This is a genomic window from Lichenifustis flavocetrariae, assembly GCF_026130545.1.
In the GTDB taxonomy this organism is placed as follows: Bacteria; Pseudomonadota; Alphaproteobacteria; order Rhizobiales; family Beijerinckiaceae; genus Lichenihabitans; species Lichenihabitans flavocetrariae.
Genome location: NZ_JAMOIM010000007.1, coordinates 215,298 through 241,729 on the forward strand (window position 1 = coordinate 215,298; position 26,432 = coordinate 241,729).

Consider the following 26,432-nt stretch of genomic DNA (forward strand, 5'->3'; position numbering starts at 1 on the left):
GATCAAACCGCAGGCGTCCCATAGGTCCGCTTTTCTTTTACATTCGAACGCCGGGCGGAAATAAGCCTGCATATTCCATCCCGCATCGTGAACACGACAGTGAACAGGCGGTCGTCGATCAATCCGACAACCTTCCAACGCTTTTCCTCATCAGCATTACGTGCGGCGTTTTCGAACTCGGTCCCTGTCAGCATCATAGAAACTACGGGTCACCCGTACATACTCAAAGATCGCATCTAAATCTAGCCAGCCAACCGCTCCCCCGTACCCGGCGCAAACAAGCAAAAGCTTCCGGGCGGCACCATGAGGCCCACCCGCTCCCCTGCCTTTAGGGGCAACCGTTCGGTAGTGAACGTCTTCAACTGCTGGCCGTCGAGGTCGAGGTGGACGATCATGCCAAGTCCTGTCGGCTCAACCAGATCGACAGCCGCTTGAGCGCCCTGCCCCGGAGCCGTGAGCGTGATGCGTTCGGGGCGGAGGCCGAGAACGACGGGACCGGTTGGTGTCGCGGGCGGCACCTTGGCGATCTCGGCCTGCCCCACAGTCACACTCATGCCGCCGGGTCCGGCGACCGTCCGGGCCTGCAGGAAGTTCATGGCCGGCGAGCCGATGAAACCCGCGACGAATAGGTTCGCCGGATTGTCGTAGAGGTCGGAGGGTGATCCCACCTGCTGGATCACCCCTTCGTTCATCGCCACGATGCGGTCCGCCATGGTCATGGCCTCGATCTGGTCATGCGTGACATAGACCGAGGTGGCGCCGAGGTCGCGGTGCAGCTTCTTGATCTCGAACCGCATCTGTTCGCGGAGGCGGGCGTCGAGGTTGGACAGGGGCTCGTCGAACAAAAAGGCCTGCGGGTCGCGCACGATGGCGCGGCCCATGGCGACGCGCTGGCGCTGGCCGCCCGAGAGCGCGCGGGGCTTGCGCTCGATGAGCGCATCGAGGCCGAGCTTGGCCGAGGCGCCCTTCAGCGCGGCCGCGATCTTCTCCTTGGGGGTTTTGCGCAGGCGCAGCGCATAGCTCATGTTGTCGCGCACGCTCATGTGCGGATAGAGCGCGTAGCTCTGGAACACCATGGCGAGGTCGCGGTCCTTCGGCGGCAGGTCGTTGACACGCCGGCCGCCGATGCGGATCTCGCCCTTGTCGATCAGTTCCAGTCCGGCGATGAGGCGGAGCAACGTGGACTTGCCGCAACCCGAGGGGCCGACCAGCACCACGAATTCGCCGTTGGCGATCGTCAGATCAATGCCGCGCAGCACCGGCGTCGCGCCATAGCTCTTGCGGACCGCGGCGATATCGATCGATGCCATGGCCCCTTATCCTTTCACCGCGCCGGCCGTGAGGCCCTGCACGAGATAGCGCTGGATGAAGAAGAAGAAGACGCAGACGGGAATGAGCGCCAGCACGCCCGCCGCCATCATCTGCCCGAAATCGACGGAAAACTTCGACACGAAGGCCAGCAATCCGACCGGAAAGGTGCTGGCCGCCGTCGAGGAATTCAACATGAGGGCGAAAAGCAGCTCGCTCCAGGCCGCCGTGAACACGAAGCCAAGCGTCGCGGCGATCCCGGGCAGGGTCAGGGGAAAGATGATCTGAAGCAGGGCCTGAAAGCGGCTCGCGCCATCCATCATGGCGGCTTCCTCCAACTCCTTCGGGATGCCATCGAAGAAGCTCTGCATCAGGAACACGGCGAACGGCACGTTGAAGGCCGTGTAGACGATGACGAGACCCGTCAGGCTGTTGGTCAGGCCCAGCGGCGCCAGAAGGCGGAAGATCGGGGCGACGATCATCACCAGTGGGAACATCTGCGTGACGAGCAGAAGCCCGACGATCCACAGCTTGCCGCCGAAGGTGAAGCGCGAGAAGGCATAACCGCCCGCCGCCGCGAAGATCGTCGAGAAAAAAGCCGTCAAGGTGGAGACGATCACGCTATTGCGAAAGAACAGCGGGAAATCCGAATGGCGGAGAACCGCCCCGTAATGGTCGAAGCTCATGCGCGACGGCCAGATCCGGACCCCTTCGCTGTACAGGAGGTCGTTCGGGGTGATCGAGACCTTGAAGAGCCAGAACAGCGGGAACAGCGCGAAGACGACGAAGAGCGCCAGCAGCCCGTAATGAAAGATCCAGTAGCCGGGATTGCGCATCAGTGCCGCGCCAGCAAGGTCTGGCGCACGGCAACGAGCGCCATCGCATAGGCGAGCAGCAGCACGAGCATCACGGCCGCCAGCGCCGAGGCGTAGCCGAAATCGAGCCGCTGGAAGGCCTGTGTGAAGATGTAGCTCGCGAGGATCTGGGTCGAATCGGCGGGGCCGCCATGCGTCATCACCACGATCAGGTCGGCCGAATTGGCGATCCACACGGTGCGCAGCAACACCGTGATGGCCATGGTGGGGGCCAGGAACGGCAGGGTGATGGAGCGAAACCGCTCCACCGCGCCGGCCCCGTCGATGGCGGCGGCCTCGTAGATGTCCTTCGGGATGGATTGCAGGGCGGCCAGCAGCGTGATGGCGAAGAACGGGATGCCCCACCAGACCATGGCGATGATCGGCCCCCAGATCGCATGGTCGGGGCTCGACAGGATGTTATCGGGCGTTTGCATCAAGCCGAGCGCCTGGAACACGTAGGGCAACGGTCCGATCACGGGGTTGAACATCCAGGCCCAGTTGAGGCCCGATAGAAAACTCGGCACCGCCCAGGGCAGGAAGACCAGCGCCTGGATCAGGCCACGGCCCCGGAAGGGCTGGTTGAGCAGCAGCGCCAACGTCAGCCCAAGGCCGAACTGCAGCGCGACGCAAACGATCGTCCAGATGGCGGTGTTCTGCAGCGCATTCCAAAAATTCGCATCCGCCCAGATCTCGCCGAAATGCGTGAGGCCGATGTAATCGCCGCTCGCCGGGTCGAGCAGGACAAGATCGCGGAACGCATAGGAGAGCCCGACGATCAGCGGCACCAGCATGATGGCGGCGATGAGAAACAGGGCCGGAAAGCAATAGAGATAGGGCTCGGCCTTCAGGACGATGCGGCGCAGCAGCGCGTGAGGTGGGGCGGGCGAGGCGGAGAGGTCGAGGGTGGTCATAGAGAAGTGCTCCCTTCTCCCGTGCGAACGGGAGAAGGTGTCGCGGCGAAGCAGTGACGGATGAGGGTCGGCTCGGCGTCTGAGGTCGCCCTCATCCGCCCCTCCGGGGCACCTTCTCCCGCTCGCGTGGGAGAAGGAAAGACGAGACCTCTCACTTCTTCGCCATGTCCTTCTTCTTCGCCTTGGTCAGCGCATCGGCCCATTGGGTGTTCAACTGCTCGGGCGTGATCTGGCCGAGCAACGCCTGCTGGCTCGTCTTGACCGCGATTGAATCGGCGAAATACGCGAAGCCCGACAGGTAGGTCGGCATCACCAGCGGATGCACGTCCTTGTCGGCAAGTTCGTTGAACCAACCCTTGAACTGCTCGCCCGCGTAGAACGGGTCGGTCTCGGCCGCCTTATAGATCGGCAAGGCGCCCGTGCGCTTGTTCCAGGCGATGTTGCCTTCCGGCCCGTCGAGCGCCGCGATCAGCTTCCAGGAGAGATCCTTGTTCTTCGAGTCCGCGAACATCGACCAGCCCGCATAGCCGATGGTGGGGTAGGCCTTGCCGCTCGGGCCCTTCGGCATGGTGGTGACGCCGAATTCGTCCGGCTTCATGCGCTCCGCGATCGCGATCAGGGCATCCGGGTCCTGATCCAGCATGGCGCAGGTGCCGGAATAGAAGCCCGAGACGATCTCGTTGAAGCCCCAGTTGACGCTGTCCTTCGGGGCCGCGCCGCTCTTGTAGAGATCCACCAGCACGGCCGAGCCCTTGACCCAATCGGGCTCACTCATCGTCGAGGTGCCGTCGGGTTTGAAGAACTCGTCCGAGCCCGCCATCGTGGCGCCGAACATCATCCAGCCGTTCAGGCCGCCGGGGCCGCCGCGAAGGCAATAGCCGGACTTGCCCGGGATCGTCGCGATCTTCTTGGCGTCGGCCACGAAGTCGTCGACCGTCTTGGGCGGCGTCTCGATGCCGGCCTGCTTGAACAGCACCTTGTTGTAGAACAGGGCGCGCAGATAGAAGCCGTAGGGGAGCATGTAAGCCGTCTTGTCGACGAAGCGGCCCATTTCCAGCGCGCGATCGTTCAGGCCCTTGGTGTTGTCCCACTTGGCCAGATAGGGCTCTAGGTTCTCAAGCCGCTTCGAGCCCACGTAGAGGGCGAGCCACCGGTCGGGCATTTCCATGACGTCCGGCGTGTCGCCGGCCGACACCATGGTGGCGAATTTCTCGAAGGCTTGACCCCAGGGCAGCGAGGTGATCTCGACATGGGTGCCCGGATTGGCTTTCTCGAAGCCGGCGACGATCTCCTTCAGGGTCTCGGTCCGCTCGGGGCTGGTGATGACCTCGACAAGCTTCAGCGTCGTGTCGGCGGCGGCCGGCGCGAGCCCGACGAGTGTCAGGGCGGTGGTCACGAGCAGGCGTTTCAACATCGCGTTTCCCCTATCGTTTGGCGGTCTCGAAGGCCGCGGTGAGGTCCGACCAGAGGGCGTTGGTTCCCTCCAAACCGACGTGGAGGCGCACCATGCGCTCCGGCACGCCGAAATCCACCGCCGAGTTTGGACCCGCGGCCTGAACGCGCGTGACGAGGGCCGGCACCACGAGGCTCTCGTGACCGCCCCAGCTCACACCGATCTTGAAGAGCTTCAGCGCATCGCAGAAGACCGGGATGTCGAGGCTTTCATGCGCCTCGAAGGAGAACAAGCCGGTTGTTCCGAGAAGGCCGGGCGGCAGGCGATTGGCGAGGCCGGGGTGATGCACGGCCGTGACCAATGGATGCGCAACCAGATGCCGCGCCAGTGTGAGCGCCGAGGCCTCGTGAGCCCGCACCCTCTCGGGCAGCGTGCGCAGCCCACGCAACAGCAGCCACGCCTCGAAGGGGGCGAGCTTCGCCCCGATATACGGGCAGATGGTGCGGCGGATGTGGTCGACGAGTTCGTGCCGCCCCGCCACGACGCCGGCCACCACATCGCTGTGGCCGCCGATATATTTCGACGCCGAGTGGATCACGAGGTCGACGCCGAGCGTGGCCGGCTGCTGGAAGACCGGCGTCGCCCAGGAATTGTCGATCATCGTCATCACGCCGTGCCGTCGGGCGAGCGCCGCCAGCGTCCCGACGTCATGTGCCTCCATCATCCAGCTATTGGGGCTTTCGAGGTAGAGCAGCTTCGCGCCGGGCAGCACCGCAGCGATGGCGTCGGGGTCGCCTCCGTCCACATAGACGGTCGATACGTCCCAGCCCTTCAACAGGCCTTCGAAGAGCCTATACGCATCCGGATAGACATGCCGCACGCAGACGATGCGGTCGCCAGGCTTGATGAAGGCAAGGATCGCTCCCGAGATCGCGGCCATGCCGCTCGGAAACCCGATCGCGTCATCGGTCTGCTCAAGCGCCGCCATCTTTTCCTCGAAGGCGCTTACGGTCGGGTTGCCGACCCGCGAGTAGACCGGCCGGCTCTTCCGGCCCGCATAGGTCTCGACCATGTCGGCCATGCTCGGGAAGGTGAACAGCGAGGTCTGCACGATCGGCGGCACGACGGCGTCGAAGGCGTGGGCGCCATCATGCGCGACGATGAGCCGAGCGCGTTCGGCGGGATCGATCGTCATCGTGCCATGGCCCTGATGTCCTCTTCGACGATCGCCAGGATGGCCTTCGTCTTGCGCCGCGCCTTTTTCTCGTCCCCCTTGTGGATCGCCTCGAAGAGCTCGCGATGGAAGGGGAACGAGCGGCGCGCGAAATCGGGCCTGTCGAACGGCTTGTCGAAAAAGTGTTCGAAGCCTTCCCGGATCCCCTCCAGCAATTGCCGGAACAGCGGGTTGCCGGTGGCGTCATAGATGGCGAGATGGAACGCCAGGTCCTCACGCCCCGCCGTGCCCCTGGCCAGATGTACCAGTTCCATGGCGTCGAGCTTTTCCTCGATGATGCGCAGATCTTTCGCCGTGGCGTGGCGCGCCGCGATCGCACTGGCTTCGACCTCCAAGCCGCGCCGGACCTCCAAGGTCTGCAGCAGTCGGTCCCGCAACGCCCCGGGCTCGATGGTCAGCGGGACATGGATGGCATCGGCCGACGCCACCCTCCGCAGATAGGTGCCGCTGCCTTTGCGCGCTTCGACGATCCCGAGCGCCTGGAACTGGCGAATGACCTCGCGGACCGTGGAGCGGCCGACCGCCAACGACCTCATCAGATCCCGCTCTGCAGGAATGCGATCGCCCGGTCGAAGTGCGGCCTGACCGATGTAATCCGACAGCGCCCGGGACACGCTCTCCACACGATCGCTGCGCGGCAGCGGCGCGAGTCCGGGAGGCATCTGGACTGGGGCGGCTCTGGCGGGGGTAGAGGCCACGTTGTACCCGAATTGGTCTGACGTCTGATGTTCTACGCACGTCTCGGTTAAGTCAAGACGCTGGATCCTGTCGATGGAACTTGTTCATCGCCAGGTGACCATCGCCGCTTCGACACGCCTTAGGCAGTTCGGGCTGCGGCGACGAAGACACGGAACGGTGAGGACTATCAAACGTTATGTCCACATACGTGGATCAGTCTGTCCTGATCCACCCCAAGGAGCATCTATCGCCGTGGTCATGATCCTCATCTGCTTCATCGCACCCTGGCTCGCGATGTTCCTGCGAGGGCACATCATTCAAGGCATTTTGTGCATCATCCTGCACATCACCTTGATCGGCTGGATCCCAGCGACGATTTGGGCCTTGGTGGTCACGCAGCGCGAGAGTGCGGCTTAGGTCTGGATCGGATCCTGCAGGCGTTTTTTGGAAAGCTCCACGCCCTTGGCCTAGGTCCAATAAGCCGCGAGGATCCATTCTTGTCGCCAGCTGGAGACATGGTGTCGCTGGAGCTGTCGAAAGCGTTCTGGCGCGCGGCCAATCACGGCTCGTAGCTACCGTCATAGCCGACCACACTGGCCATCAGCATCGCGATCACGCTGTCGTGGTCGTGCATGCCAGCCCGATGCGTGGCCGCGATGGCCTCGGTCCTCGACTTGGTGGCGGCAGCTGCCGCGAGGTTCACGGTCAGCTTAGTTGATACGCTTTCGGTTGCCGGCTTTCAAAAGAGGCTGGCCGGCTTAGAACATCACATATTTTCGGGATGCATGTCTAAATTCTTGAGGAGCCGGGGCTTCTCAAAAGGCCTGGAGATGCAGGCTCATCGCTCCGAACGCCCGATATGTCGCCGGTGTCAGCCGAAGCGTTAGACGCCCGGCATCGTCATCTGCAGGGATTTCAGTTGATCGACACGCTCCGATGCGATCCGACGGCTGTCCTCAGTCTTGGAGGCCGCGAGAACCTCGTTCGCGTCCTGGAGCTCGATTTCGAGTTTGGCCGCGTCGAATTCTTCGACCGGCATGGCCGATTCGGCCAGGATGGTCAGGCCGTTCGGCGCTACATCGGCGAAGCCGCCGCGCACGAAAAGGCGCGTGCGCTTGCCGCCGGCTTCACCGATCGTGACCACACCCGGGCGAAGTGTCGTCATCAGCGGCGCGTGGTCCTTGAGCACCGTCAGGTCGCCCTCGACACCCGGTACGACGACTTCTTCGACCTCACCGGAAAACAGGAGGCGCTCGGGGGAGACGAGTTCGAACGGGAAAGGGGCGGCCATGCTAGTCCTGATCCTTCATCGAGATGTCGACGCGGTTCCGTCGACCATCATGGCCGGGTTCGACCCAACCATGACCAAAAGCACTTCCCACCCATTGCCACAGCACGTCGACACCGATGTACTGACTGGCCAGACACCCGGCATCGCATCAACCGGCCGTTCGGGCCTGTGGTCCGGGCGGGCGCCCGCTCTGAACCCTGTTAGGCCTGTTGGGCGAGCTTCTGCGCCTTTTCCTGCGCTTCCTCGATGGTGCCGACCATGTAGAAAGCCGCTTCCGGCAAGTTGTCATACTTGCCCTCGACGAGCCCCTTGAAGCCCTTGATCGTATCGGCGAGCGAGACGAGCTTGCCGGGCGAGCCGGTGAAGACTTCGGCCACGTGGAACGGCTGGCTCAGGAAGCGCTCGATCTTGCGGGCGCGGGCAACCGCGATCTTGTCCTCTTCCGAGAGCTCGTCCATGCCGAGAATCGCGATGATGTCCTGCAGGGCCTTGTAGCGCTGCAACACCTGCTGCACCTGACGAGCGATGTTGTAGTGCTCCTCTCCGACGACGAGCGGTGACAACATGCGTGACGTCGAGTCGAGCGGATCGACGGCCGGGTAGATGCCCTTCTCCGCGATCGAGCGCGACAACACCGTGGTCGCATCCAAATGCGCGAATGAGGTGGCGGGCGCCGGGTCGGTCAAGTCGTCGGCCGGCACATAGATGGCCTGCACCGAGGTAATCGATCCCTTGTTGGTGGTTGTGATCCGCTCCTGCAGCGCACCCATGTCGGTCGCGAGCGTCGGCTGATAACCCACCGCAGAGGGAATACGTCCAAGCAGCGCCGACACTTCCGAGCCGGCCTGGGTGAAGCGGAAGATGTTATCGACGAAGAACAGCACATCCTGCCCCTTGTCGCGGAAGTCTTCCGCCACCGTCAGGCCGGTGAGCGCCACGCGGGCTCGGGCCCCAGGCGGTTCGTTCATCTGGCCGTACACGAGGGCGCATTTCGACCCCTCGCCACCGCCGGCCTTGTTGACGCCGCCCTCGATCATCTCGTGATAAAGGTCGTTGCCCTCGCGGGTGCGCTCGCCCACGCCGGCGAACACGGAATAACCGCCGTGCGCCTTCGCGACATTGTTGATGAGTTCCATGATCAGCACGGTCTTGCCCACGCCGGCGCCACCGAAGAGGCCGATCTTGCCGCCCTTGGCGTAGGGCGCGAGCAGGTCGACGACCTTGATGCCCGTTTCCAGGATCTGCGCCTCTGTCGCCTGTTCGGCATAGCTCGGGGCCGGCTGATGGATGGATCGCGTGCCGGTCGCATGGACCGGGCCAGCCTCGTCCACCGGTTCTCCGATCACGTTGATGATGCGGCCGAGCGTGCCCTCGCCCACCGGCACCATGATCGGGGCACCCGTGTCCGTGACCTTCTGGCCGCGGGTCAGGCCCTCGGAGACGTCCATGGCGATGCAGCGGACGGAATTCTCACCGAGATGCTGCGCAACTTCGAGCACCAAACGGTTGCCGTTGTTGGTCGTCTCGAGCGCGTTCAAAATTTCGGGCAGGTGGCTGTCGAACTTCACGTCGACCACGGCGCCAATCACCTGCGTGACATGGCCGACGGCACGGTTGCTTTCAGCGAATGTCATGAACCACAATCCCTACTGGCTGCGGCGCGGAGCGCCTGACTGATTTCAAGTGAACCGAACATGGCGTCAGAGCGCCTCTGCGCCCGAGATGATCTCGATGAGTTCCTTCGTGATCATCGCCTGACGCGACCGGTTGTATTTCATGGTCTGCTTCTTGATCATCTCGCCCGCATTGCGGGTGGCACTGTCCATGGCGCTCATCCGCGCACCCTGTTCGGAAGCGGCATTTTCGAGGAGCGCCCGGAAGATTTGGATCGAAATGTTCTGCGGCAAAAGCGACGCCAGGATCGTCTCTTCGTCCGGCTCGTATTCATAGATCACGCCGTTGCCGGTGGCGGGTGTGTCGGACGCAGGCAGTTCCGCCGGGATCAGCCGCAGCGCCGTCGGCACCTGGGCGATCACGGAGCGGAAGCGCGAGAAGAACAGGGTACAGACGTCGAATTCGCCCGCCTCGAACATTGCGATGATGCGCTTGCCGATCGGATCGGCATGCTCGTAGCCAAGCCGCTTCACGGCACGAAGGTCGACGACATCAATGATCTGACCACCGAACTGCCGCCGCAGGATGTCTGCGCCCTTCTTGCCGATGCAGAGGATTTTGACAGTCTTGCCCTGCCCCATGAGCCGGACCGCATGGTCACGGGCGAGACGCGAGATCGACGAGTTGAAGGCCCCGCAAAGGCCTCGCTCGGCGGTGGCGACGACCAGAAGATGCACCTGGTCCTTGCCGTTGCCGGCCAGCAGAGCCGGGCCACCGGATCCGACGCCGGCCGCGAGGTTAGCCAGCACTTTTTCCATCCGCTCGGCGAAGGGACGTGCCGCCTCGGCCGCCATTTGGGCGCGGCGCAATTTCGCAGCCGCGACCATCTGCATGGCCTTGGTGATCTTCTGCGTGGCCTTGACCGAGGAGATCCGGTTCCGGAGGTCCTTCAACGAGGGCATGGGTTAACCTGTCCTTGATCTGGTTCCGGGTCTCAGGCGAAGGACTTTGCGTAATTCTCGACCGTGCTCTTCAGCGTGCTGGCCGAGGCATCCGACAGGTCCTTGGAGGTACGAATGTCGTTCAGGAGGCCCGATTGCTGGTTCCGCAGGATCGAAAGGAGACCGTCCTCGAAAGCACGGACCCGGTTGACCGGCAGGGCATCGAGATAGCCGTTGACGCCCGCATAGATCACGCAGACCTGCTCTTCCATCTTCAGCGGCGAGAACTGCGGCTGCTTCAGGAGTTCGGTCAGGCGCGAGCCGCGGTTGAGCAGCTTCTGCGTGGTGGCGTCGAGATCCGAGCCGAACTGCGCGAAGGCCGCCATTTCGCGGTACTGCGCGAGCTCGCCCTTGATCTTGCCCGCGACCTTCTTCATGGCCTTGGTCTGCGCCGAGGAGCCGACGCGCGACACCGAAAGACCCACGTTCACGGCAGGCCGGATACCCTGGTAGAACAGGTCGGTTTCCAGGAAGATCTGACCGTCGGTGATCGAGATCACGTTGGTCGGGATATAGGCCGACACGTCATTGGCCTGGGTCTCGATGATCGGCAAGGCCGTCAGCGAGCCGCTGCCGTTGGCTTCGTTGAGCTTGGCCGAACGCTCCAGCAGGCGCGAGTGGAGGTAGAACACGTCGCCCGGATAGGCTTCGCGGCCTGGCGGGCGGCGCAGCAGGAGCGACATCTGGCGATAGGCCACGGCCTGCTTCGACAGATCGTCGTAGGTGATCAGCGCGTGCATGCCGTTGTCACGGAAATACTCGCCCATGGCGCAACCCGCGAAGGGCGCCAGGAACTGCATCGGCGCCGGATCGGATGCCGTGGCGGCCACGATGATCGAGTAGTCGAGAGCACCGTTCTCTTCGAGCACCTTCACGAACTGAGCAACCGTCGAGCGCTTCTGGCCGATCGCGACATAGACGCAATAAAGCTTGGCGCTTTCGTCCGTGCCTTCGTTGACCGACTTCTGGTTCAGCATCGCGTCGAGGGCGATCGCGGTCTTGCCTGTCTGACGGTCGCCGATGATCAGCTCGCGTTGGCCACGGCCGACCGGGATCAGCGCATCCACGGCCTTGAGGCCGGTCGACATCGGCTCGTTCACCGACTTGCGCGGAATGATGCCGGGCGCCTTGACGTCGACGCGGGCGCGCCGGGTGGCGTTGATCGGACCCTTGCCGTCGATCGGGTTGCCCAGCGCGTCGACGACGCGGCCGAGCAACTCCTTGCCGATCGGCACGTCCACGATGGCGCCGGTGCGCTTGACCGTCTGGCCTTCCTTGATGTCGCGGTCGGTGCCGAAGATCACGATACCGACATTGTCGGTTTCGAGATTGAGCGCCATGCCGCGCACACCCGTCTCGAACTCGACCATCTCGCCGGCCTGAACGTTGTCCAAGCCGTAGACGCGGGCGATGCCGTCACCGACCGACAGAACCTGGCCGACTTCCGTGACCTCGGCTTCGGTGCCGAAATTCTCGATCTCGCGCTTGAGGATGTCGGAAATTTCAGCCGCGCGGATATCCATCAACCGACCTCTTTCATGCGGGTGCGTAGGGAATTGAGCTTCGTGCGAAGCGACGAATCGATCATGCGGCTGCCGAGTTTGACCACCATGCCGCCGAGCAGATCGGGATCGATGAAGACGTCCATAGCAACGGACTTGGCCCCGCTGATCGTCGAAAGCGAGTCCTGCAGTTCCGACCATTGCTGGTTGGACAGCGGCTCGGCGACGGTCACGTGCGCCCGAGTGACACCTTTGTCATTGTCGTTGAGCGCGGCGAAATCCCGGATCATGTTCTCAACGGCGAAAAGCCGACGCTTCGATGCGACGAGCTTGAGGAAGCGGGCCGTGAGATCGCTCACCCCCGCCCGCTCCAGCACGGCACCGAGGGCCCGAACCTGATCTTCGGCCGAAAAGGCGGGACTGCGCACGAGACGGCGCAGATCGTCGCTCTCGTTCACCATCTTCAAGAAGCCATCGAGGTCTTCGGCGACCCGGTCGATCGAACGCGAGTCGCGAGCCAACGCAAACAAGGCGGACGCATAGCGCCCCGCCATTCCCGTCGCGATGGTCTCCTCGTTGGCCACGTGTCCTCGCTCTTGTTGTGACATCCTCGCCGCGGACGCATGCTGTTCACAGCATGCTCACCCGGTTCCGGTCAAGGATTGGTCATAGATCTGCTGCTGTTTCAGGCACAGCCGCGTCTCAGGAAGCGGCGGTTGCGTACCATACAGGTTGGGGGGGACACAAGCGTATGTGACAGGCGACCGGGGTAAGACGACCCGGAAAACCGATTGGCGATCATGGCCGAGAGTGGTCAGGATTGCGGCAGACACGTCAGCGCGGCCTGCGTCGCCAGGCCGCTGCAAGCAGTTTTTTTCCGAAACTGCGAAAGCGGCGGCGCATCCGCTCCATTCGGCCGGCGGCACGAAAGGTGGGTGGAAAACCACCTCTCTGCCCCACCAGCAGGTCCACCACATTGATCCGACCCGGCCAAAGCCGATCGATCATCGCATGATCCGGGATGGCGCAGGAATCGGTGAGGATCATCTCGCGATCTTCCAATTGTATGCGACCGATGGCGTCCGCGAGATGGAGACCAGGCGATAACCGGGCACTGGCCTCGTCATAGGCGGTTTTCCAGAAATAGGCCCGAGACTGGCTTCGCAGCACGATACCGGCTGCAACCGGACGACCGTCGACAACGAGCCGGTCGATACGGCAGCTGCCGGAAACCGCCAACTCCAGCACCATGCTCCGCACGAAGCGAGCGAGACAGGCGGATTGCACCAATGCTGTACCGCGTCGACCCTTCCAGCCTTCGGCCTCGAGGCGTAGAAAATCGTCGAGCGCTTCCCCCATCGCGGTCTCTGGCGACCCGATGCTTTCGATCCAGGCACCCTGCTCGGCGAGGCGGCGCGCCTGGCGCCGAAACTCCTTTCCGGCCGGGCTCGGCAAAGGGTCGCCGGCCCGCAGAACGGCTCGGCTGCGCCGTTCGATCTCCATCGTGTCCCAGTGGGGAAGTGTACGAAACAAGCGAGCCGTCTCGGCATCGGCCGGCACCCCTTGCACCAGAAAGCCCGGGAGGCGCCACGGGCGCCGCCGCGTCCAATCCAGCAAGGCTGCGAGCGCCCGAGGTGCTTCGACCTTGTCGAGCAGCGGAAAGGCGGCGGTCGCTTGAGGGTGAAGCCAAGCCGCGACCGGCCAGAAGGGGACCGGCTCGAGGATGCAGCAAAGGCCGATCAGTCGGACGGGGTCGCTCTCGTCCCACGCCAAGAGGAACCGTGGACGGCGGCGGCTTGGAATGAAGCGCGCGGCCGGCAATGCGAAACCCGGTTCATTGAAGACGCTCGGTTCGAGGCATCGACGCGAGAGGTCGGCCCAGGCCTGCACATGCGCCGCTACCTCGGTGGCATCGAGACACGCGACCCGGATCGCCTCCCTCAAAGCCGGATCGCGCCCGCGATGATGCGCCCGTAGGTCTCTGGATCGATGCGGTCGAAGGTCTTGGCGCCGTGATTGACCACGAAGATCGGGTCGTCCGTGCGGGCGGGGTCGAAGCCCTCCGCTACGAGTTCCACCTTGCGTTGCTTGAAGGTGCCCGTGATGTCGAGGGCCTGAGGAAACCGAACGAAGGCCGGCCGCGCGTAATCGGCCAGAAGCGTCGCACAATGGGCGTAGAAGGCCTTCGCGTCGAAGCTCGCCACATCGGCGACCACCAGCGACGCCATGCCGACCTTGCCGTCGATCCCGGGAACCGCGACGCCGTAGACGGTCGCCTCCCGGACACCGGGGAACGATGTCAGCTGCTCCGCGACCTCGGATGTGGCGACATTCTCGCCCTTGCGCCGGAATGTATCGCCGACACGGTCGACGAAGAAGTAATAGCCGAGCCGGTCCTTGCGCAGCAGGTCGCCGGTGCGAAACCAGATATCGCCGGGCTCGAAGACATCCCGCAGGATCTTCTTCTCGGTCGCGGTGCGGTCGGCATAGCCTTCGAAACGATTGGCTGGGCGCTCGGGGTCGTTCAGGATCTGGCCGATTGCCTCGCCAGGCTCGTCGGGCGCGCAGATGATGCAGCGCCCCTTGGCGTCACGCACCGGCGCCTCGGCCTCGACGTCGAACTTGATGATGCGGATCGGGAATTTCTTCTCCGCCCAACCCGGAATACGGCCGACCGCGCCGGGGGTCGAGTCGAAGTTGAACAGGGTCGAGTTTCCCTCCGTGGCGCCGTAGAATTCGACGATGCGCGGGATGCGGAAGCGATCGCGGAAGGGCAGCCAGACGTCGGGCCGCAGGCCATTGCCGAAGCAGAGACGGATGTGGTGGCGACGCTCATCGGGGTGAGGCGGGGAATTGACGAGGTATCGGCAGAGCTCGCCGATATAGATGAACATCGTGCATTCATGGCGGACGATGTCGGACCAGAACTCGCGGGCCGAAAAGCGCTCGCGGATCACGCAGGTGCCGCCGACGGCCAGCACGGAGCCGGGGGCCAGAACGCCCCCGTTGGTGTGATACATCGGCAGGCAGGTGTAGAGGCGATCGCTGGCCTTGGCGCCCGAGACGCCCGCGAAGGCCTGCATGGCGAGCAGGACGCGATAGTGGTTGATATTGGCGGCCTTCGGCAGCCCGGTGGTACCGGACGTGTAGACGTAGACGCATCTGTCATCGATCGTCAGCGGCACGCGGGCCTCCGGCGGCAGGTCGTCTTCGCCAAACGCCTTGACGGCCTCGTCGACGCGAGGAAGCCGGTCTTCACCCGCGCCATAGACATGCACGTCGACGAGTTGTCCGAAGCCGGCCTCGCTGGTCCGGAAGGCCGGCATCAGACTTGCCTCGACGATAGCCCAGCGGGCGCCGACCACTTTGACGGAATGCGCCAGGGCTGCACCGGTCTGGTTGGTATTGATGAGCGCGGTCGCGCCTCCCGCCTTGGCGATCCCCAGCCAGATCGCGAGAAAGTCCGGACGGTTCGTCAGCATCAGGGCGACCACGTCCCCGTGTCCGATCCCCTGCTGTTTCGCCCAACGGGCATAGCGGTTCGCGAGCGCGTTGAGGCCCCGGTAGGTGAGCGTGCCGCGATCCGATACCAGCGCCGGCCGATCGCCGAATTTCTGGGCGATCTCCTCGATGAAATCCCGCACCGTGCGGGTGGGTGTCTTGGCGATCGGGGTGGCGCGGCGCAGGGTCCGCAGAGCGCCCCGCAGATAGAGCAGTTCGTTCGTCGCGCGTTGGATAATCGACACCGGCCTCACCTGACTCAAGTCAGCGCCGACTTCTCGGGGTCGGCTCAAGGACACATACACAAAAATGCGAGCTGACGTCAGCGGGGAGCACGCTTGGGAGCGCAGTCACTTTAACGCGTTGCCTCACGCCGGCCGGCTTTCAGCGGGTCAGCTCCTATTTGGAGCCATCCACTTCGTGATCGCGGGAGCCAGCGGCTTCCACGCCATGAGACTCGAAAGATGTGGAAGCGCTTCGGTCTGGACGCGCCCAGGAAGGCCATATAGCGCTCGTAGATATGCCTGATGAATCATTGGCGAACATCATGTGGGATGGTGCGGCTTTCACAGGTGCGAAAATCGCCCTTCTGCACGAATCCAGCCTCGTCGCCTACCTGCGTGACAACAAACCCAGTATTCCCTTCCCGGGTTTGTGGGATTTGCCGGGTGGAGGACGAGAAGGGGACGAATCTCCGATCGCGTGTGTTTGCCGCGAGGTCGAGGAGGAGTTCGGCATCGCTCTCGATCCGGCTACCTTTCTATGGACCAGGCGTTACCCGAGCCAATCTGAGAGTCGGCCAGGGAGCTATTTTTTTGTTGCTCCGATCACCTCGGAACAGTTGGCCGCCGTCAAATTCGGCAGCGAAGGGCAGCGTTGGGTCCTGATGCCGATCTGTTCGTTCTTCGAGCACGCGGAAGTGGTCGGGCATTTCAAGGATCGCCTCCGAGACTACCTCGACCGGGATGAGCACTGACCGACTCCTGCTCAGCGCTCGATCGCCACGCAAGTCAGGCCCTTCACAGCATCGGGCGAACGCCTTGGGTCTGACCGGAGCCGGCGATCATCAGGCCAGGAGCCCGCCCGCGCTATCTCTCGTGCTTTCCATCATCGCCGCCGCATCCGGCCTGTCGGGCGCCAACGGCCCGAAGAAGGCGAGCCACAGGCGTTCAATGACGATCGGGTCGAGATCGCGCAGAATGAACACGAGGCGGGAGCGGTGGTCCGCGTCCGGCCAGCCGTCGAGGCGGTGGGGCGGGTGGAAGAAATGCTGCACGCCGTGAATGACCAGCGGATGGTCAGGATCGTCGGTCGGCGCGACGAGGCCTTTCACACGCAAGAGCTTCGCCCCGTGCGTGCCGCGCACGAGATCGACGAACCGCCCGAAGGCGATCGGGTCGAGCGGACCGTCGCTGGTCACGCAGGTCGAAGCGATCCCGTCGTGATGATGATGCGCGCCCGGCGCATGGTCGTGACCGTCATGCTCATGATGGTCATGCGGCGCCCTGTAGACGTCCGGATCGAGCCAGCGGCGCGGACGGCCCGGCCCCTCGTCGAGGGCGTAGAGCCCGGCTTGAAGAACGGACTCGGCCGTCGCCTCGCCTCGCGCAGCATCCAGCAGGCGGGCCACGGGATTGAGGTCGCGCAGCCGTGCCAGCAGGATCGCAGCCGCCTCAGATTCAGGGACGAGATCCGTCTTGGTGAGCACGAATGTATCGGCCACGGCGGCTTGGCTCCGCGCCTCCGCATGGGCGTCGAGTGTCGCCGCGCCATGCAGCGCATCGACGACGGTCACGACCGCGTCGATGCGATAGCGCATCGGCAGATAGGGATGCAGCATCAGGGTGTTGAGGATCGGCGCCGGGTCGGCGAGGCCCGTGGTTTCGATGACCAGCCGGTTGAACGGCGTCACGTGGCCATTGTCGCGGCGGCGGATCAGGTCTTCGAGCGTCGCCATCAGGTCGCCGCGCACCGAGCAGCAGAGGCAGCCCGATGACAGGGTCAACATCGTGCCTTCGGCCTTTTCGACCAGGAGATGGTCGATGCCGATCTCACCAAACTCGTTGATGATGACGGCGGCATCCGCGAAGGCGCCGGATTGGATCCAGCCATTGAGGAGCGTCGTCTTTCCGGCGCCCAGGAAGCCCGTCAGAACCAGGATCGGGATCGGCGGCGGCGGTCGCCGCTGCAGCCGCGTGGCCTCCGCTGTCACTTCACGGCCGTCTTGCCGCGTCACTTCGCGGCCGTCTTGCCGCCCACCGGGTGCTTGGCCACGGCCTTATGCGGTTTGGCCGCGGCCTTATGCGGTTTGGCCGCGGGGGCGGCGGCTTTCGCGGGGCCCGGGGTTTTTGCCAATATACTGATCGTCTTGGTCGGGGGGAGTTTTGCGGCCCGCTTCAGCGGATGCGGCCGGTGCTTCGGTGTCGCCACCGCCAAACTGAGGCTCTTGGTCTTGCGCACGAAGGCGTTGGCGGCCGCGGCGGCTGGCGGTGGCGCCACCGCGCCAACGAGCGCCAACGGCGCTGGAGCCGGCGATTCGGTCGGGCCGCTCAGCGGGGGCATGGGCGCCAGCGAGGCGGCCTGGCTGCGGGCCGTGGCACTGGCCACGCTCACGGGCGGCAGGGCCATATCCTTCGCCTTGGCGATCGGCCCTGTCCATCCGTCAACCGGACCGACGAAGACGCGGACGGGCGTGAAGGCCATGCGCGGCAGCGACATGACACTCGGGCCGGCCGTCACCGGTGATGTCCCGACCCGCTCCACCGCGCCCGAGGCGTCCCCGCTCCCGGCCACGGTGGCGGCATCCTCGGCCTCGGCCTCGGCAATGGCGCTCGCGCGACCCCGCCCGCAGATGGTGGGGCGCAGATCCGGCGGCGCGGTCGGCGGACCGGATGCGAGGCTCGATAATTGACCTTGGTCGCTCGACGTGTCGGCGAAGTAACGGTCGAACAGCATGGCGGCCCGTTGGGTGCGCGTCAGGGTCGAAGGAGCCCCTAGCACAACGGTGATCAGGCGCCTGCCGTCGCGTTCGGCACTCAGGACCACATTGTAGCCGGCCGAGCAGGTGTAGCCGGTCTTCATCCCGTCGACGCCCGGGTAGCGCCCCAGCATCCCGTTGTGATTGTTGATCATCTGGTTGCCGAAGGCCAGCACGCCAATGTTGAAGAGGCCGCGTTCCTCGGGGAATTCCCGGAGCAGCGCCCGCGCGATCAACGCCATGTCGCGTGCCGAGGAATAATGGTTCGGGTCGGGTAGCCCGTTGGGATTGACGAAATGCGATTCATGCAACCCGAGCCGGGCCGCGGACGTGTTCATCAGCTCGGCGAAATCCTCAACCGAACCGCCGATGCCTTCCGCGATCGTCACCGCGATGTCGTTGGGCGATTTCACCATCAGCATCTTGAGCGCATTGTCGAGCGTCACGAGCGTGCCGGGCCGGAACCCCATCTTGGATGGGGCCTGGCTCGCTGCCCGCGGCGACACCATCAACGGCGTATCCATCGTGATCCGGCCTTCGCGCACCGCGCTCAATGCCACATAGGTCGTCATCAGCTTCGTCAACGAAGCCGGGAACCAGGGGGCGGTTCCCTGCGTCTCATACAGGACGCGCCCCGAGTCGACATCGACCACGAGGGCCGGGTTGGCCTGTGCGTGTGTGACAGCGGCGACGCACAATGCGACTGCAGTCAGGGCCGCGCGCCGGCCGACATTCAGAACCCTCATCCGCACCCGCCCTGCTCGCCGGCTCATAGAGCGGCGAAAGAAAGTTTCACAAAAGTCTTAACGCGCGGTTCGGTTAATGGAAAGTTAACCGCCGCGGCTGTCCAGCCACTTCCGTAGCTTTTCTACGGGGCAAATTGATGACGGAGTCGACGCATGGCTGATGACGGCGTCGGACAGATCTATGTGCCGGTTGCCGGGCCTGTCGCTTTGCCGAGCCGGCGCGCAGCCGACCGTGTCGGCAAGAGTTTGGCGCAGGCACCTCTTTCTTTTGGCCGCGCCCTGCTGGATCTCGTCTATCCGCCAGGATGCATGGCTTGTTCCGGGCCCACCGCTGCCTCGGGCGGCCTCTGTGCCGCTTGCTGGACACGACTCAGGTTCGTGACCCCGCCCGTGTGCGACCGGCTTGGTACCCCCCTGCCGGTCGATCTCGGCCCGGGCCTTCTATCTCCGGAGGCGCTTGCGAACCCCCCGGTGTATCGGCGAGCCCGCGCGGTCGCGTGTTTCGACGAGGGGCCGGCCCAGGCTCTCGTTCACCGGCTGAAATATGGCGATCGCCCGGATTATGCGCGGGTGCTGGGCCTGTGGATGGCGCAGGCCGGCGCGAGCCTTCTCGACGAGGCCGATGTGGTCGTGCCGATCCCCCTGCATGCCCGCCGCCTGTGGCGGAGACGCTTCAATCAGGCGGCGCAACTGGCGCGGAGCGTGAGCCGCGCCGCGAAAAAACCGCTCGATCTCGATGGGCTCGTGCGCGTGAAGGCAACGCTCAGCCAGGTCGGCATGACCCGGGCGCAGCGCGCCGAAAACATCCAGGGCGCCTTCCGGGTCGCGCCTGCCGCAGCCGGACGGTTCCGAGGCCGCCGGGTTGTGCTTGTCGACGATGTGCTCACCACGGGCGCGACCGTCAACGCCGCGTCCCGCGTCCTGCTGCGGGACGGAGCCGCCACCGTCGATGTTCTTGTGTTCGCCCGGGTTGTGACAGCCGGTTGACGATGCCACTATAAGGTCTACCACTTCGATAGGCCGGATTTCATGGACCCCGTCACGATCTACACCACCTCGACCTGCCCATATTGCCACGCCGCGAAAGACCTGTTGCGGAAGAAGAACGTGGCCTTCACGGAAATCGATGTGACCGGCAAGCCGGCGGAGCGAAGAGCCATGACCGAGCGGTCCGATGGCCGCACCAGCGTGCCCCAGATCTTCATCGGGACGCACCATGTCGGCGGATGCGACGACCTTTACGAGCTCGATCGGGCCGGACGTCTCGACCAGCTTCTCGCGGCCTGAGGTTAGCACCCATCTTATGATTCGTTATTCCCTCCGATGCGACAGCGACCACGATTTCGAGAGCTGGTTTCGAGACAGCCAAGCCTTTGACGACCAGAGCCTGGCCGGGCTTGTCAGCTGCCCGATCTGCGGCTCGGTCTCGGTCTCCAAGAGCCTGATGGCGCCCTCGGTCGTCACCAGCCGCCGCAAGTCAACCGATATGGTTCCCGCCCCCACGGTCGAGCCGACCGCGAGTGTCGACACGGCGCCCGTCGCCCTCCTCGATGAAAAGGCGCAGAAGTTGCGTGCCTTGATGCGCGAGTTCCGCGACCATGTGGTGAAGAACTCCCAGGATGTGGGTCAGGCCTTCCCGGAAGAGGCGCGCAAGATGCACGAGGGGGCGATCGAACAGCGAGCGATCCGCGGCGAGGCTTCGCCGGAGGATGTCCGCGCCCTGATCGAGGATGGCATCGACATCATGCCGCTGCCGAACCTGCCCGACGACAGGAACTGACACCTCGCGTCCGGCTCGACCCGCTTAACAGCTACGTCGAGCCAGCCGCTTGGCCCGCGACCCTGTCGGCCATGGTGGCGCCACGGGTTCCAAGAGGCTTGCCACCGCCCGTCGTGCTGTCCTTCGCGGTCTGATGTTCCATTTCGGCGTTGATCTCGGCACCGAGCAGGACGATCGTGCTGGAGATCCAGATCCAGGTCATGAACCCCACCGCCGCCCCGAGCGATCCGTAGGTCTCGTTGTATGTGCCGAATTTACTGACGTACCAGGAGAACAACATCGAGCCGACCAGCCATGCGATTGCGGCGAAACCGCTTCCCCAGGTCACCCAGCGCCATTGTGGCTTCGTCCGGCTTGGTCCGAAGCGATAGAGTATCGCCAGGGCACCGGCGATGATCAGGAGGAGAACGGGCCAGCGCGCCACGCTGATCAGCGTCTCCACTGTCGAGCCCAATCCGACGAAGTTGAGGACGACCGGGATCACCACGACCGCGCCGAGCGCCACGAGGAGAATGGCCAGCGCTCCGATCGTGAACAGGAGAGAAGTGGCGTTCAATTGAATGAAGCCGCGCTTCTCCTTTTCCTTGTAGACGATGTTGAGGGCATCGAACACAGCCTTGACACCGGCATTGGCGCTCCAGAGGGCGACCAGGAGCCCGGCCAGAAAGCCGAAGCCCAGTGAGCCATGCGGTTTCGACGAGATCCTCTTGATCTGCTCGCCGATCACCTCCAGAGCGCCGCTCGGGAGAAAGTTCGAAAGCGTATCGAGCTGCTTGGCGATCGTCGCCGGATCGGAAAAAAGGCCATAGAGCGAGACGAGAGCCGCAATGGCCGGAAACAGCGCCAACAAGGCATAGAAGGTGACGCTGGCCGCGACCGCGAGCACGCGGTCGTCGGCGATCTCTCCATACACACGCCAAAGAATGTCGCGCCAGCTCCGCGCCGTGAACTGCGAGGGTGTGTCGGCCATGCGACCCGAGGCATCCTCGGGACTGCCGGCATTCGGTCGAAGCGCCCGTCGTGGCTCCCCGGTCCCGACCGCGACCCCGCGTTGCCGCACCGGCCGCTTGGCGAGAACCGCCACTGCAACGCCGAACATCACCGCCGCCCACCAGGGCGTTGCGGCACCTTGCGGCGCTTTGCCGGGGCTATTGGCCATCGAGATCTCCAGGTCGAAGAAGCACCTCGACAATCGCTGATGCTCTCAGGCGTTCCGGCTCGCGTGGGATTGTTGTCGCGGCGGCCTGGACGGGACGGCAGCCGACGGAATGAACCGGCTCCTCCGGCAAGCCCGTCGACGCCAGGAGCACTCCGCCCCTCCGGGCCGTCACGGGATGGGTAGGTTGGAGCCTTGCGCGTTGATGTAGGCGATGACGTCGGCCCGGTCCCGTGCGTCGGGCAAGCCTGCGAATGACATGCTGGTGCTCGGGACGACCTTGCGCGGATGTGCCAGCCAGGCATCCATTCTGCCGAAATCCCATATGCCTCCGGTTTGACGGAGGGCCGCCGTGTAGGCGTATCGACTGCGGCGGCGCCCGACCGGGCCGCCGAGGACGCCATAGAGGTTGGGTCCGTCGAGGTCCGGACCGCCACGGCCAATGGAGTGGCAGGCCGCACATTGTCCGAAGATGCGGGCGCCATGAGCGGGATCGGCCGTCCGAAGCAGCACCGACACATCAGGCACGCCACCTACCTCCCGGTCTGCCGCGGCATCCGCCCCGGAAGCCTGACGGCCGGGGGGTGTGGCGATCACATCATGTAGGCCGACCAAGACATAGATTGCAGCCGCAAGGCTCGCGGCGACCAGACAGGCCACAAGACCCTTTGCCCCGACGTTCATCGGTGCGCTTCGAACATTGCGCGCCCCATATGGACTGCGACGGACTCAGGCCCGGCGAAGGTTGGCCCATAGGACCATCACGATGCCGACGACCGCGGTGATGACGCCGATGATCAGCCATTGCCGCTCACCGGTCATGAAGCTACCGCCCACCACTCCCAAGCCCTGGAACGCCCACAAGGCGCCGATCAGAAACAGAATAATGCCGACGATCTTCAAGGTCTTGGCCATGGTGTTCGGTTCTCGCGGCGTTCCGACAGCATCGCCCACGCGTATCGGACAAGATCGACGCGAGTGGATCTGCAGGAGTCCAGGCGTTCAAAGTGAGTGATTTGAGGCGGCCCGCAAGCCGCACATGGTCGCGCTCCGGTCCGGCCTTGACCGCACCAACCCGCTCTCGTCCTGCGCGCCCGCTTCAGGACACATCGTCGAAGACGGCTTCGAGCGCGGGGTAGAGCGCTGGGGGACCGGCGATCAGGCGATTTCCGTTCCACAGGCCGTCATTCTCCAGAAAGTCGGAGATCTGCCCTCCGGCGCCCTGGATGACCGCGAGAGCCCCGAGGCAATCCCACGAATTGATGTGGGGCTCGACATAGCCGATCAACCGGCCGCAGGCGACGGAGCAGAGCGTCAGAGCACCGGATCCTTCACGATAGAACATGGCGCCGGCCCGGAGCAGCCGGCCGAACATGGGAAGGAAGTCGTCGGGACGCACCCGCGGCGAATACCCGACCCCGACGATGCCCTCGGTCAGCTTGCCGGCGCCGCTCACCCGGATGGGCCTGCCGTTCAAGGTCGCGCCGTGCCCTCGGCGGCCGATGAAAACTTCGCCCCGCGCCGGGCTCGCCACGAACCCCATCTCGATCTCGCCCTCGGCCACGAAGGCGATCGACACGCACCAGCCGCTCATGCCGCTGATGAAAGGCTGGGTCCCGTCGATCGGGTCGACCACCCAGATGCCGCGGGCGCCGACGAGATCGCCGCGACCCGTCTCCTCGCCGAGGAAATCGTCCTCGGGAAACTCGGCCTTCAGGCGGTCCCTGATCAGGATCTCGGTATTGAGATCCGCCTCGCTCGCCATGTCCTGCTGGCCCTTGCTCTTGACCACCAGCGTGTCCAGCCGGGCGAAATAGCCCATGGCCAGGGCACCGGCTTCCGCGATCAGGCGCGATCCGAAGTCGAACCGGCGCTGGAGGGAGATCTCATCCATGGCTGGCTCCTCGTTGCTTTGTCGTTGCCGCCCGCTCATGGCTCTTTCCACAGCCAGGCGGCGCCGCGTACGCCGCTCGAATCGCCATGGACGGCCTTGCGGATCGGGGTCTCGAAGACCGGGGAGAAGGTGTATTTGGCGAGAGCGACCGGCAGGTCGACATAGATCTCGTCGACATTCGACATGCCGCCGCCCATCACGAATACGTCGGGATCGAGCGTGTTGACCACGACCGACAGGCCGCGTGCGGCACGGTCCACGTAGCGGCTCCAGAGGAGACGCGCGAGGTGATCGCCCCGGCGCATGAGCGCCAGGATCTCCGACGCCTTCAGGCTTGTATTGGTATGCCGGGTATATTCGGCCTCGAAGGCGCGCCCCGAGAACCAGGTCTCGTTGCAGCCGGTCTTGCCGCAATAGCATGGCAGACCCGGGATCTCGCTGACAGTCGGATAGGGCAAAGGATTGTGCCCCCAATCGCCCGCGCTGTTGTTCGGGCCATGATGGGCGCGGCCGCCGACCGCGATCCCGGCCCCGACGCCGCTGCCCAGGATCACGGCGAACACCACGTTGAACCCCGCCCCGGCGCCGTCGACCGCCTCCGAGGCAGCCAGGCAATCCGCGTCATTCTCGACCCGGATCTCGCGGCCGAGAGCCTCGCGCAGATCCCGTTCGACAGGCTGGCCGAGCAGCCAGGTCGAACTCGCCCCCTTGCCCAGGCGCGAACGGGGTTCGAGTGACCCCGGAATGCCGATCCCGATACTGCCCGTCTGGCCCGCCTCCCGCTCGATGCGGGCGATTAAGTCGCGAATGAGACGGATGCACCCCTGATAATCGTGCCGGGGGGTGTCTTCGCGAACCCGCACCAATTCGCGGCCATCCCGGTCGAGCGCGACACCTTCGATCTTGGTGCCACCCCAGTCTATACCGATCAGCATCGTGTTCCCCCCAGCATCCGTGGTCGTGAACCGACCATCTTTGGCGTCAGGCCTCGTCAGTACCGGGAGGCGGCCGCGTGTCAATCGCCCAACTGTCTTCGGGCGACGAGGATCCGTTCACCGCCCCGGTTGATCGATGTCACGTTTGAGTCATGCTCGCCTGCTCTTTGCCCGAGCCTGTCTCACCGAGGTCGCAGGATGCCTGAGCTTCGTAACTCTGCCACCGCGACTGAACCGGCGGCGGGCGATCCCGCGTCGAGCGAAGGAGATGTCAACCGATCGCCACGGCGCGCGGCCTGGCGGGCGCAGCTCGACGCGGAGACGCAAGCCCTCCTCGACGCGGACGAGCGCTGGTTCCTCCATCAGTCTCTATCGACACCCTGCCTCGATGTGATCGAGCGCGCGGAGGGCGCCTGGCTGACGGATGTCGAAGGACGCCGCATTCTCGATTTCCACGGCAACAGTGTGCATCAGCTCGGCCACGGCCATCCGCGCGTGGTCGCGGCCGTCAAGGCGGCGCTCGACACGCTGCCGTTTTGTCCGCGGCGCTACACCAATCGTGCGGCCATCGACCTCGCGCAGCGGCTGGCCGGTCTCGCCCCGGGCGGCCTCGAAAAAGTGCTGTTCGCGCCGAGCGGCGCCGCCGCCATCGGCATGGCCCTGAAACTCGCACGTTATGCGACCGGGCGGCACAAGACCTTGTCGTTCTGGGACGCCTTTCACGGTGCGAACCTCGACACGATCGGGATCGGCGGCGAAGCGCTGTTCCGCCGCGACCTCGGGCCGATGATGCCGGGTGCCGAACACCTGCCGCCGCTGCACCTCGCGGCCCGCCTGTTCGGCGACGACCGGCCGTTCGAGCGGCTTGCCGATTATGTCGATTATACCCTGGCCATCCAGGGCGATGTCGCGGCTCTGATCGCCGAGCCGATGCGCTGGACCACGGTCGAGCCGCCACCGCCAGGCTTCTGGCCCCGTGTTCGCGACAGTTGCACCCGCCATGGCGCATTGCTCATCTTCGATGAAATCCCAAGCTGCCTCGCCCGCACCGGCACGATGTTCGCTTGCGAACAGGCAGGCGCCACGCCGGACGTTCTAGTCATCGGCAAGGGCTTGGGGGGCGGCGTAATGCCCATGGCGGCCATCATGGCGGATGCGCGCCTCGATTGCGCCCCGCAGGCGGCGCTGGGTCATTACACGCATGAAAAAAGCCCGGTCGGCTGCGCGGCCGCGCTCGCGACGCTCGACGTGATCGCGGAGGAAAATCTGGTCGCCCGCGCCCGCGAACTGGGCCGCGTGGGGCTCGACCTGCTGGAGGATTTGAAAGGCCGCCATGCCGGCGTGCGCGACGTCCGCGGGTTCGGCTGCTATTTCGGGCTGGAGATCGGCGGGCCGGACGCCGAGGCCCGCGCCGATCGGCTGCTTTACGCCTGCCTGACGAGGGGACTCAGTTTCAAATTGGGTGGCGGCACGGTTGTCACCCTATGTCCGCCGTTGACCATCACGGACGACGAATTCGCGCAAGCCTTCACGATCCTGGGTCATGCCCTGGGGGAGGTCTGAGGAAGCCTCTCATGGCATGAGCCCGAAACGACGTGCCCTGTCAGTAATCATTGTGCTTTCTGGATAGAAGGTCTTCCCCGTTTCTTCATCG

28 protein-coding genes are annotated in these 26,432 nt (G+C 64.6%); 6 read left to right on the top strand and 22 right to left on the bottom strand.

Features of this window, described 5'->3' with window-relative positions:
* Positions 1-2 precede the first annotated feature (2 nt).
* The 7 genes from M8523_RS36735 to M8523_RS13010 form a co-directional block, all read right to left on the bottom strand.
* Positions 3-197 carry a BrnT family toxin gene (locus tag M8523_RS36735; RefSeq protein ID WP_428350443.1) on the bottom strand — a complete coding sequence of 65 codons (195 nt, stop codon included), beginning with the start codon at positions 195-197 and terminating at the stop codon, positions 3-5.
* 45 nt (positions 198-242) lie between these two features.
* Positions 243-1,310 (bottom strand): ABC transporter ATP-binding protein, encoded by a 1,068-nt coding sequence (locus tag M8523_RS12985; RefSeq protein WP_282585292.1) that lies wholly within the window; start codon positions 1,308-1,310, stop codon positions 243-245.
* 6 nt (positions 1,311-1,316) lie between these two features.
* A complete protein-coding gene (locus M8523_RS12990) occupies positions 1,317-2,144 on the bottom strand; it encodes a carbohydrate ABC transporter permease (protein ID WP_282585293.1) in 828 nt (275 codons plus the stop codon).
* On the bottom strand, positions 2,144-3,076 hold the full coding sequence (locus M8523_RS12995) for a carbohydrate ABC transporter permease (RefSeq protein WP_282585294.1): 933 nt from the start codon (positions 3,074-3,076) through the stop codon (positions 2,144-2,146). Before M8523_RS12995 ends, M8523_RS12990 begins: the two co-directional genes overlap by 1 nt.
* Before the next feature lie 151 nt (positions 3,077-3,227).
* Complete coding sequence (locus M8523_RS13000) at positions 3,228-4,490, bottom strand: ABC transporter substrate-binding protein (protein ID WP_282585295.1); 1,263 nt, start codon at positions 4,488-4,490, stop codon at positions 3,228-3,230.
* Between the two features lie 10 nt (positions 4,491-4,500).
* On the bottom strand, positions 4,501-5,664 hold the full coding sequence (locus M8523_RS13005; protein ID WP_282585296.1) for an aminotransferase class I/II-fold pyridoxal phosphate-dependent enzyme: 1,164 nt from the start codon (positions 5,662-5,664) through the stop codon (positions 4,501-4,503).
* On the bottom strand, positions 5,661-6,365 hold the full coding sequence (locus M8523_RS13010; protein ID WP_282585297.1) for a FadR/GntR family transcriptional regulator: 705 nt from the start codon (positions 6,363-6,365) through the stop codon (positions 5,661-5,663). The genes M8523_RS13005 and M8523_RS13010 overlap by 4 nt, the downstream gene beginning before the upstream one ends.
* Positions 6,366-6,639: 274 nt before the next feature.
* On the opposite strand from M8523_RS13010, the gene M8523_RS13015 reads away from it, so the two are divergent.
* Entirely contained in the window at positions 6,640-6,798 is a 159-nt protein-coding gene (locus M8523_RS13015) for a YqaE/Pmp3 family membrane protein (protein WP_282585359.1), read from the top strand.
* Between the two features lie 142 nt (positions 6,799-6,940).
* On the opposite strand, the gene M8523_RS13020 is transcribed toward M8523_RS13015, so the two are convergent.
* The 8 genes from M8523_RS13020 to M8523_RS13055 all read right to left on the bottom strand — a co-directional run bounded on the left by M8523_RS13020 (position 6,941) and on the right by M8523_RS13055 (position 15,535).
* The gene (locus M8523_RS13020; RefSeq protein ID WP_282585298.1) at positions 6,941-7,084 is read right to left on the bottom strand and encodes a hypothetical protein; all 144 of its coding nucleotides are present in this window, start codon (positions 7,082-7,084) and stop codon (positions 6,941-6,943) included.
* A 180-nt stretch (positions 7,085-7,264) separates the two neighbouring features.
* A complete protein-coding gene (locus M8523_RS13025) occupies positions 7,265-7,672 on the bottom strand; it encodes a F0F1 ATP synthase subunit epsilon (protein ID WP_282585299.1) in 408 nt (135 codons plus the stop codon).
* 200 nt (positions 7,673-7,872) lie between these two features.
* On the bottom strand, positions 7,873-9,306 hold the full coding sequence (gene atpD / locus M8523_RS13030) for a F0F1 ATP synthase subunit beta (RefSeq protein WP_282585300.1): 1,434 nt from the start codon (positions 9,304-9,306) through the stop codon (positions 7,873-7,875).
* 66 nt (positions 9,307-9,372) lie between these two features.
* The gene (locus M8523_RS13035; RefSeq protein ID WP_282585301.1) at positions 9,373-10,248 is read right to left on the bottom strand and encodes a F0F1 ATP synthase subunit gamma; all 876 of its coding nucleotides are present in this window, start codon (positions 10,246-10,248) and stop codon (positions 9,373-9,375) included.
* 32 nt (positions 10,249-10,280) lie between these two features.
* Positions 10,281-11,810, bottom strand: a complete 1,530-nt coding sequence (gene atpA / locus M8523_RS13040; RefSeq protein ID WP_282585302.1) for a F0F1 ATP synthase subunit alpha — start codon at positions 11,808-11,810, stop codon at positions 10,281-10,283.
* Positions 11,810-12,373: a F0F1 ATP synthase subunit delta gene (locus M8523_RS13045; RefSeq protein WP_282585303.1), complete on the bottom strand. Its 564-nt coding sequence runs from the start codon at positions 12,371-12,373 to the stop codon at positions 11,810-11,812. Before M8523_RS13045 ends, atpA begins: the two co-directional genes overlap by 1 nt.
* Positions 12,374-12,623: 250 nt before the next feature.
* Positions 12,624-13,733 carry a GNAT family N-acetyltransferase gene (locus M8523_RS13050; protein WP_282585304.1) on the bottom strand — a complete coding sequence of 370 codons (1,110 nt, stop codon included), beginning with the start codon at positions 13,731-13,733 and terminating at the stop codon, positions 12,624-12,626.
* On the bottom strand, positions 13,730-15,535 hold the full coding sequence (locus M8523_RS13055; RefSeq protein WP_282585305.1) for a long-chain-acyl-CoA synthetase: 1,806 nt from the start codon (positions 15,533-15,535) through the stop codon (positions 13,730-13,732). Before M8523_RS13055 ends, M8523_RS13050 begins: the two co-directional genes overlap by 4 nt.
* 275 nt (positions 15,536-15,810) lie before the next feature.
* Here M8523_RS13055 and M8523_RS13060 point away from each other — a divergent pair, with 275 nt between their 5' ends.
* Positions 15,811-16,266, top strand: a complete 456-nt coding sequence (locus M8523_RS13060; RefSeq protein WP_282585306.1) for an NUDIX hydrolase — start codon at positions 15,811-15,813, stop codon at positions 16,264-16,266.
* 90 nt (positions 16,267-16,356) lie between these two features.
* Here the strand turns inward: M8523_RS13060 and M8523_RS13065 are convergent, their stop codons facing one another.
* Both M8523_RS13065 and M8523_RS13070 read right to left on the bottom strand, forming a co-directional pair.
* Positions 16,357-17,526, bottom strand: coding sequence for a CobW family GTP-binding protein (locus M8523_RS13065; protein ID WP_282585307.1), 1,170 nt, complete (start codon positions 17,524-17,526; stop codon positions 16,357-16,359).
* Positions 17,523-19,013 (bottom strand): D-alanyl-D-alanine carboxypeptidase family protein, encoded by a 1,491-nt coding sequence (locus M8523_RS13070; RefSeq protein ID WP_282585308.1) that lies wholly within the window; start codon positions 19,011-19,013, stop codon positions 17,523-17,525. The genes M8523_RS13065 and M8523_RS13070 overlap by 4 nt, the downstream gene beginning before the upstream one ends.
* 153 nt (positions 19,014-19,166) lie before the next feature.
* Between M8523_RS13070 and M8523_RS13075 the strand changes: the two genes are divergently transcribed.
* The 3 genes from M8523_RS13075 to M8523_RS13085 are packed head-to-tail and all read left to right on the top strand — an operon-like array spanning position 19,167 to position 20,793.
* Positions 19,167-20,000 (top strand): ComF family protein, encoded by an 834-nt coding sequence (locus M8523_RS13075; protein ID WP_282585309.1) that lies wholly within the window; start codon positions 19,167-19,169, stop codon positions 19,998-20,000.
* Between the two features lie 42 nt (positions 20,001-20,042).
* Complete coding sequence (grxC, locus tag M8523_RS13080) at positions 20,043-20,300, top strand: glutaredoxin 3 (protein WP_282585310.1); 258 nt, start codon at positions 20,043-20,045, stop codon at positions 20,298-20,300.
* A gap of 16 nt (positions 20,301-20,316) precedes the next feature.
* Positions 20,317-20,793 (top strand): DUF1178 family protein, encoded by a 477-nt coding sequence (locus M8523_RS13085; protein WP_282585311.1) that lies wholly within the window; start codon positions 20,317-20,319, stop codon positions 20,791-20,793.
* A 31-nt stretch (positions 20,794-20,824) separates the two neighbouring features.
* On the opposite strand, the gene M8523_RS13090 is transcribed toward M8523_RS13085, so the two are convergent.
* The 5 genes from M8523_RS13090 to M8523_RS13110 form a co-directional block, all read right to left on the bottom strand.
* A complete protein-coding gene (locus tag M8523_RS13090; RefSeq protein WP_282585312.1) occupies positions 20,825-21,952 on the bottom strand; it encodes a YihY/virulence factor BrkB family protein in 1,128 nt (375 codons plus the stop codon).
* Between the two features lie 168 nt (positions 21,953-22,120).
* Complete coding sequence (locus M8523_RS13095; RefSeq protein WP_282585313.1) at positions 22,121-22,633, bottom strand: c-type cytochrome; 513 nt, start codon at positions 22,631-22,633, stop codon at positions 22,121-22,123.
* A 45-nt stretch (positions 22,634-22,678) separates the two neighbouring features.
* Positions 22,679-22,864 (bottom strand): hypothetical protein, encoded by a 186-nt coding sequence (locus tag M8523_RS13100; RefSeq protein WP_282585314.1) that lies wholly within the window; start codon positions 22,862-22,864, stop codon positions 22,679-22,681.
* Positions 22,865-23,048: 184 nt separating this feature from the next.
* Complete coding sequence (locus M8523_RS13105; protein WP_282585315.1) at positions 23,049-23,843, bottom strand: inositol monophosphatase family protein; 795 nt, start codon at positions 23,841-23,843, stop codon at positions 23,049-23,051.
* A gap of 35 nt (positions 23,844-23,878) precedes the next feature.
* Positions 23,879-24,778, bottom strand: a complete 900-nt coding sequence (locus M8523_RS13110; protein ID WP_282585316.1) for an ROK family protein — start codon at positions 24,776-24,778, stop codon at positions 23,879-23,881.
* 198 nt (positions 24,779-24,976) lie between these two features.
* On the opposite strand from M8523_RS13110, the gene pbfA reads away from it, so the two are divergent.
* Positions 24,977-26,341: a (R)-1-hydroxy-2-aminoethylphosphonate ammonia-lyase gene (pbfA, locus tag M8523_RS13115; protein WP_282585317.1), complete on the top strand. Its 1,365-nt coding sequence runs from the start codon at positions 24,977-24,979 to the stop codon at positions 26,339-26,341.
* The last annotated feature ends 91 nt before the right edge of the window (positions 26,342-26,432 follow it).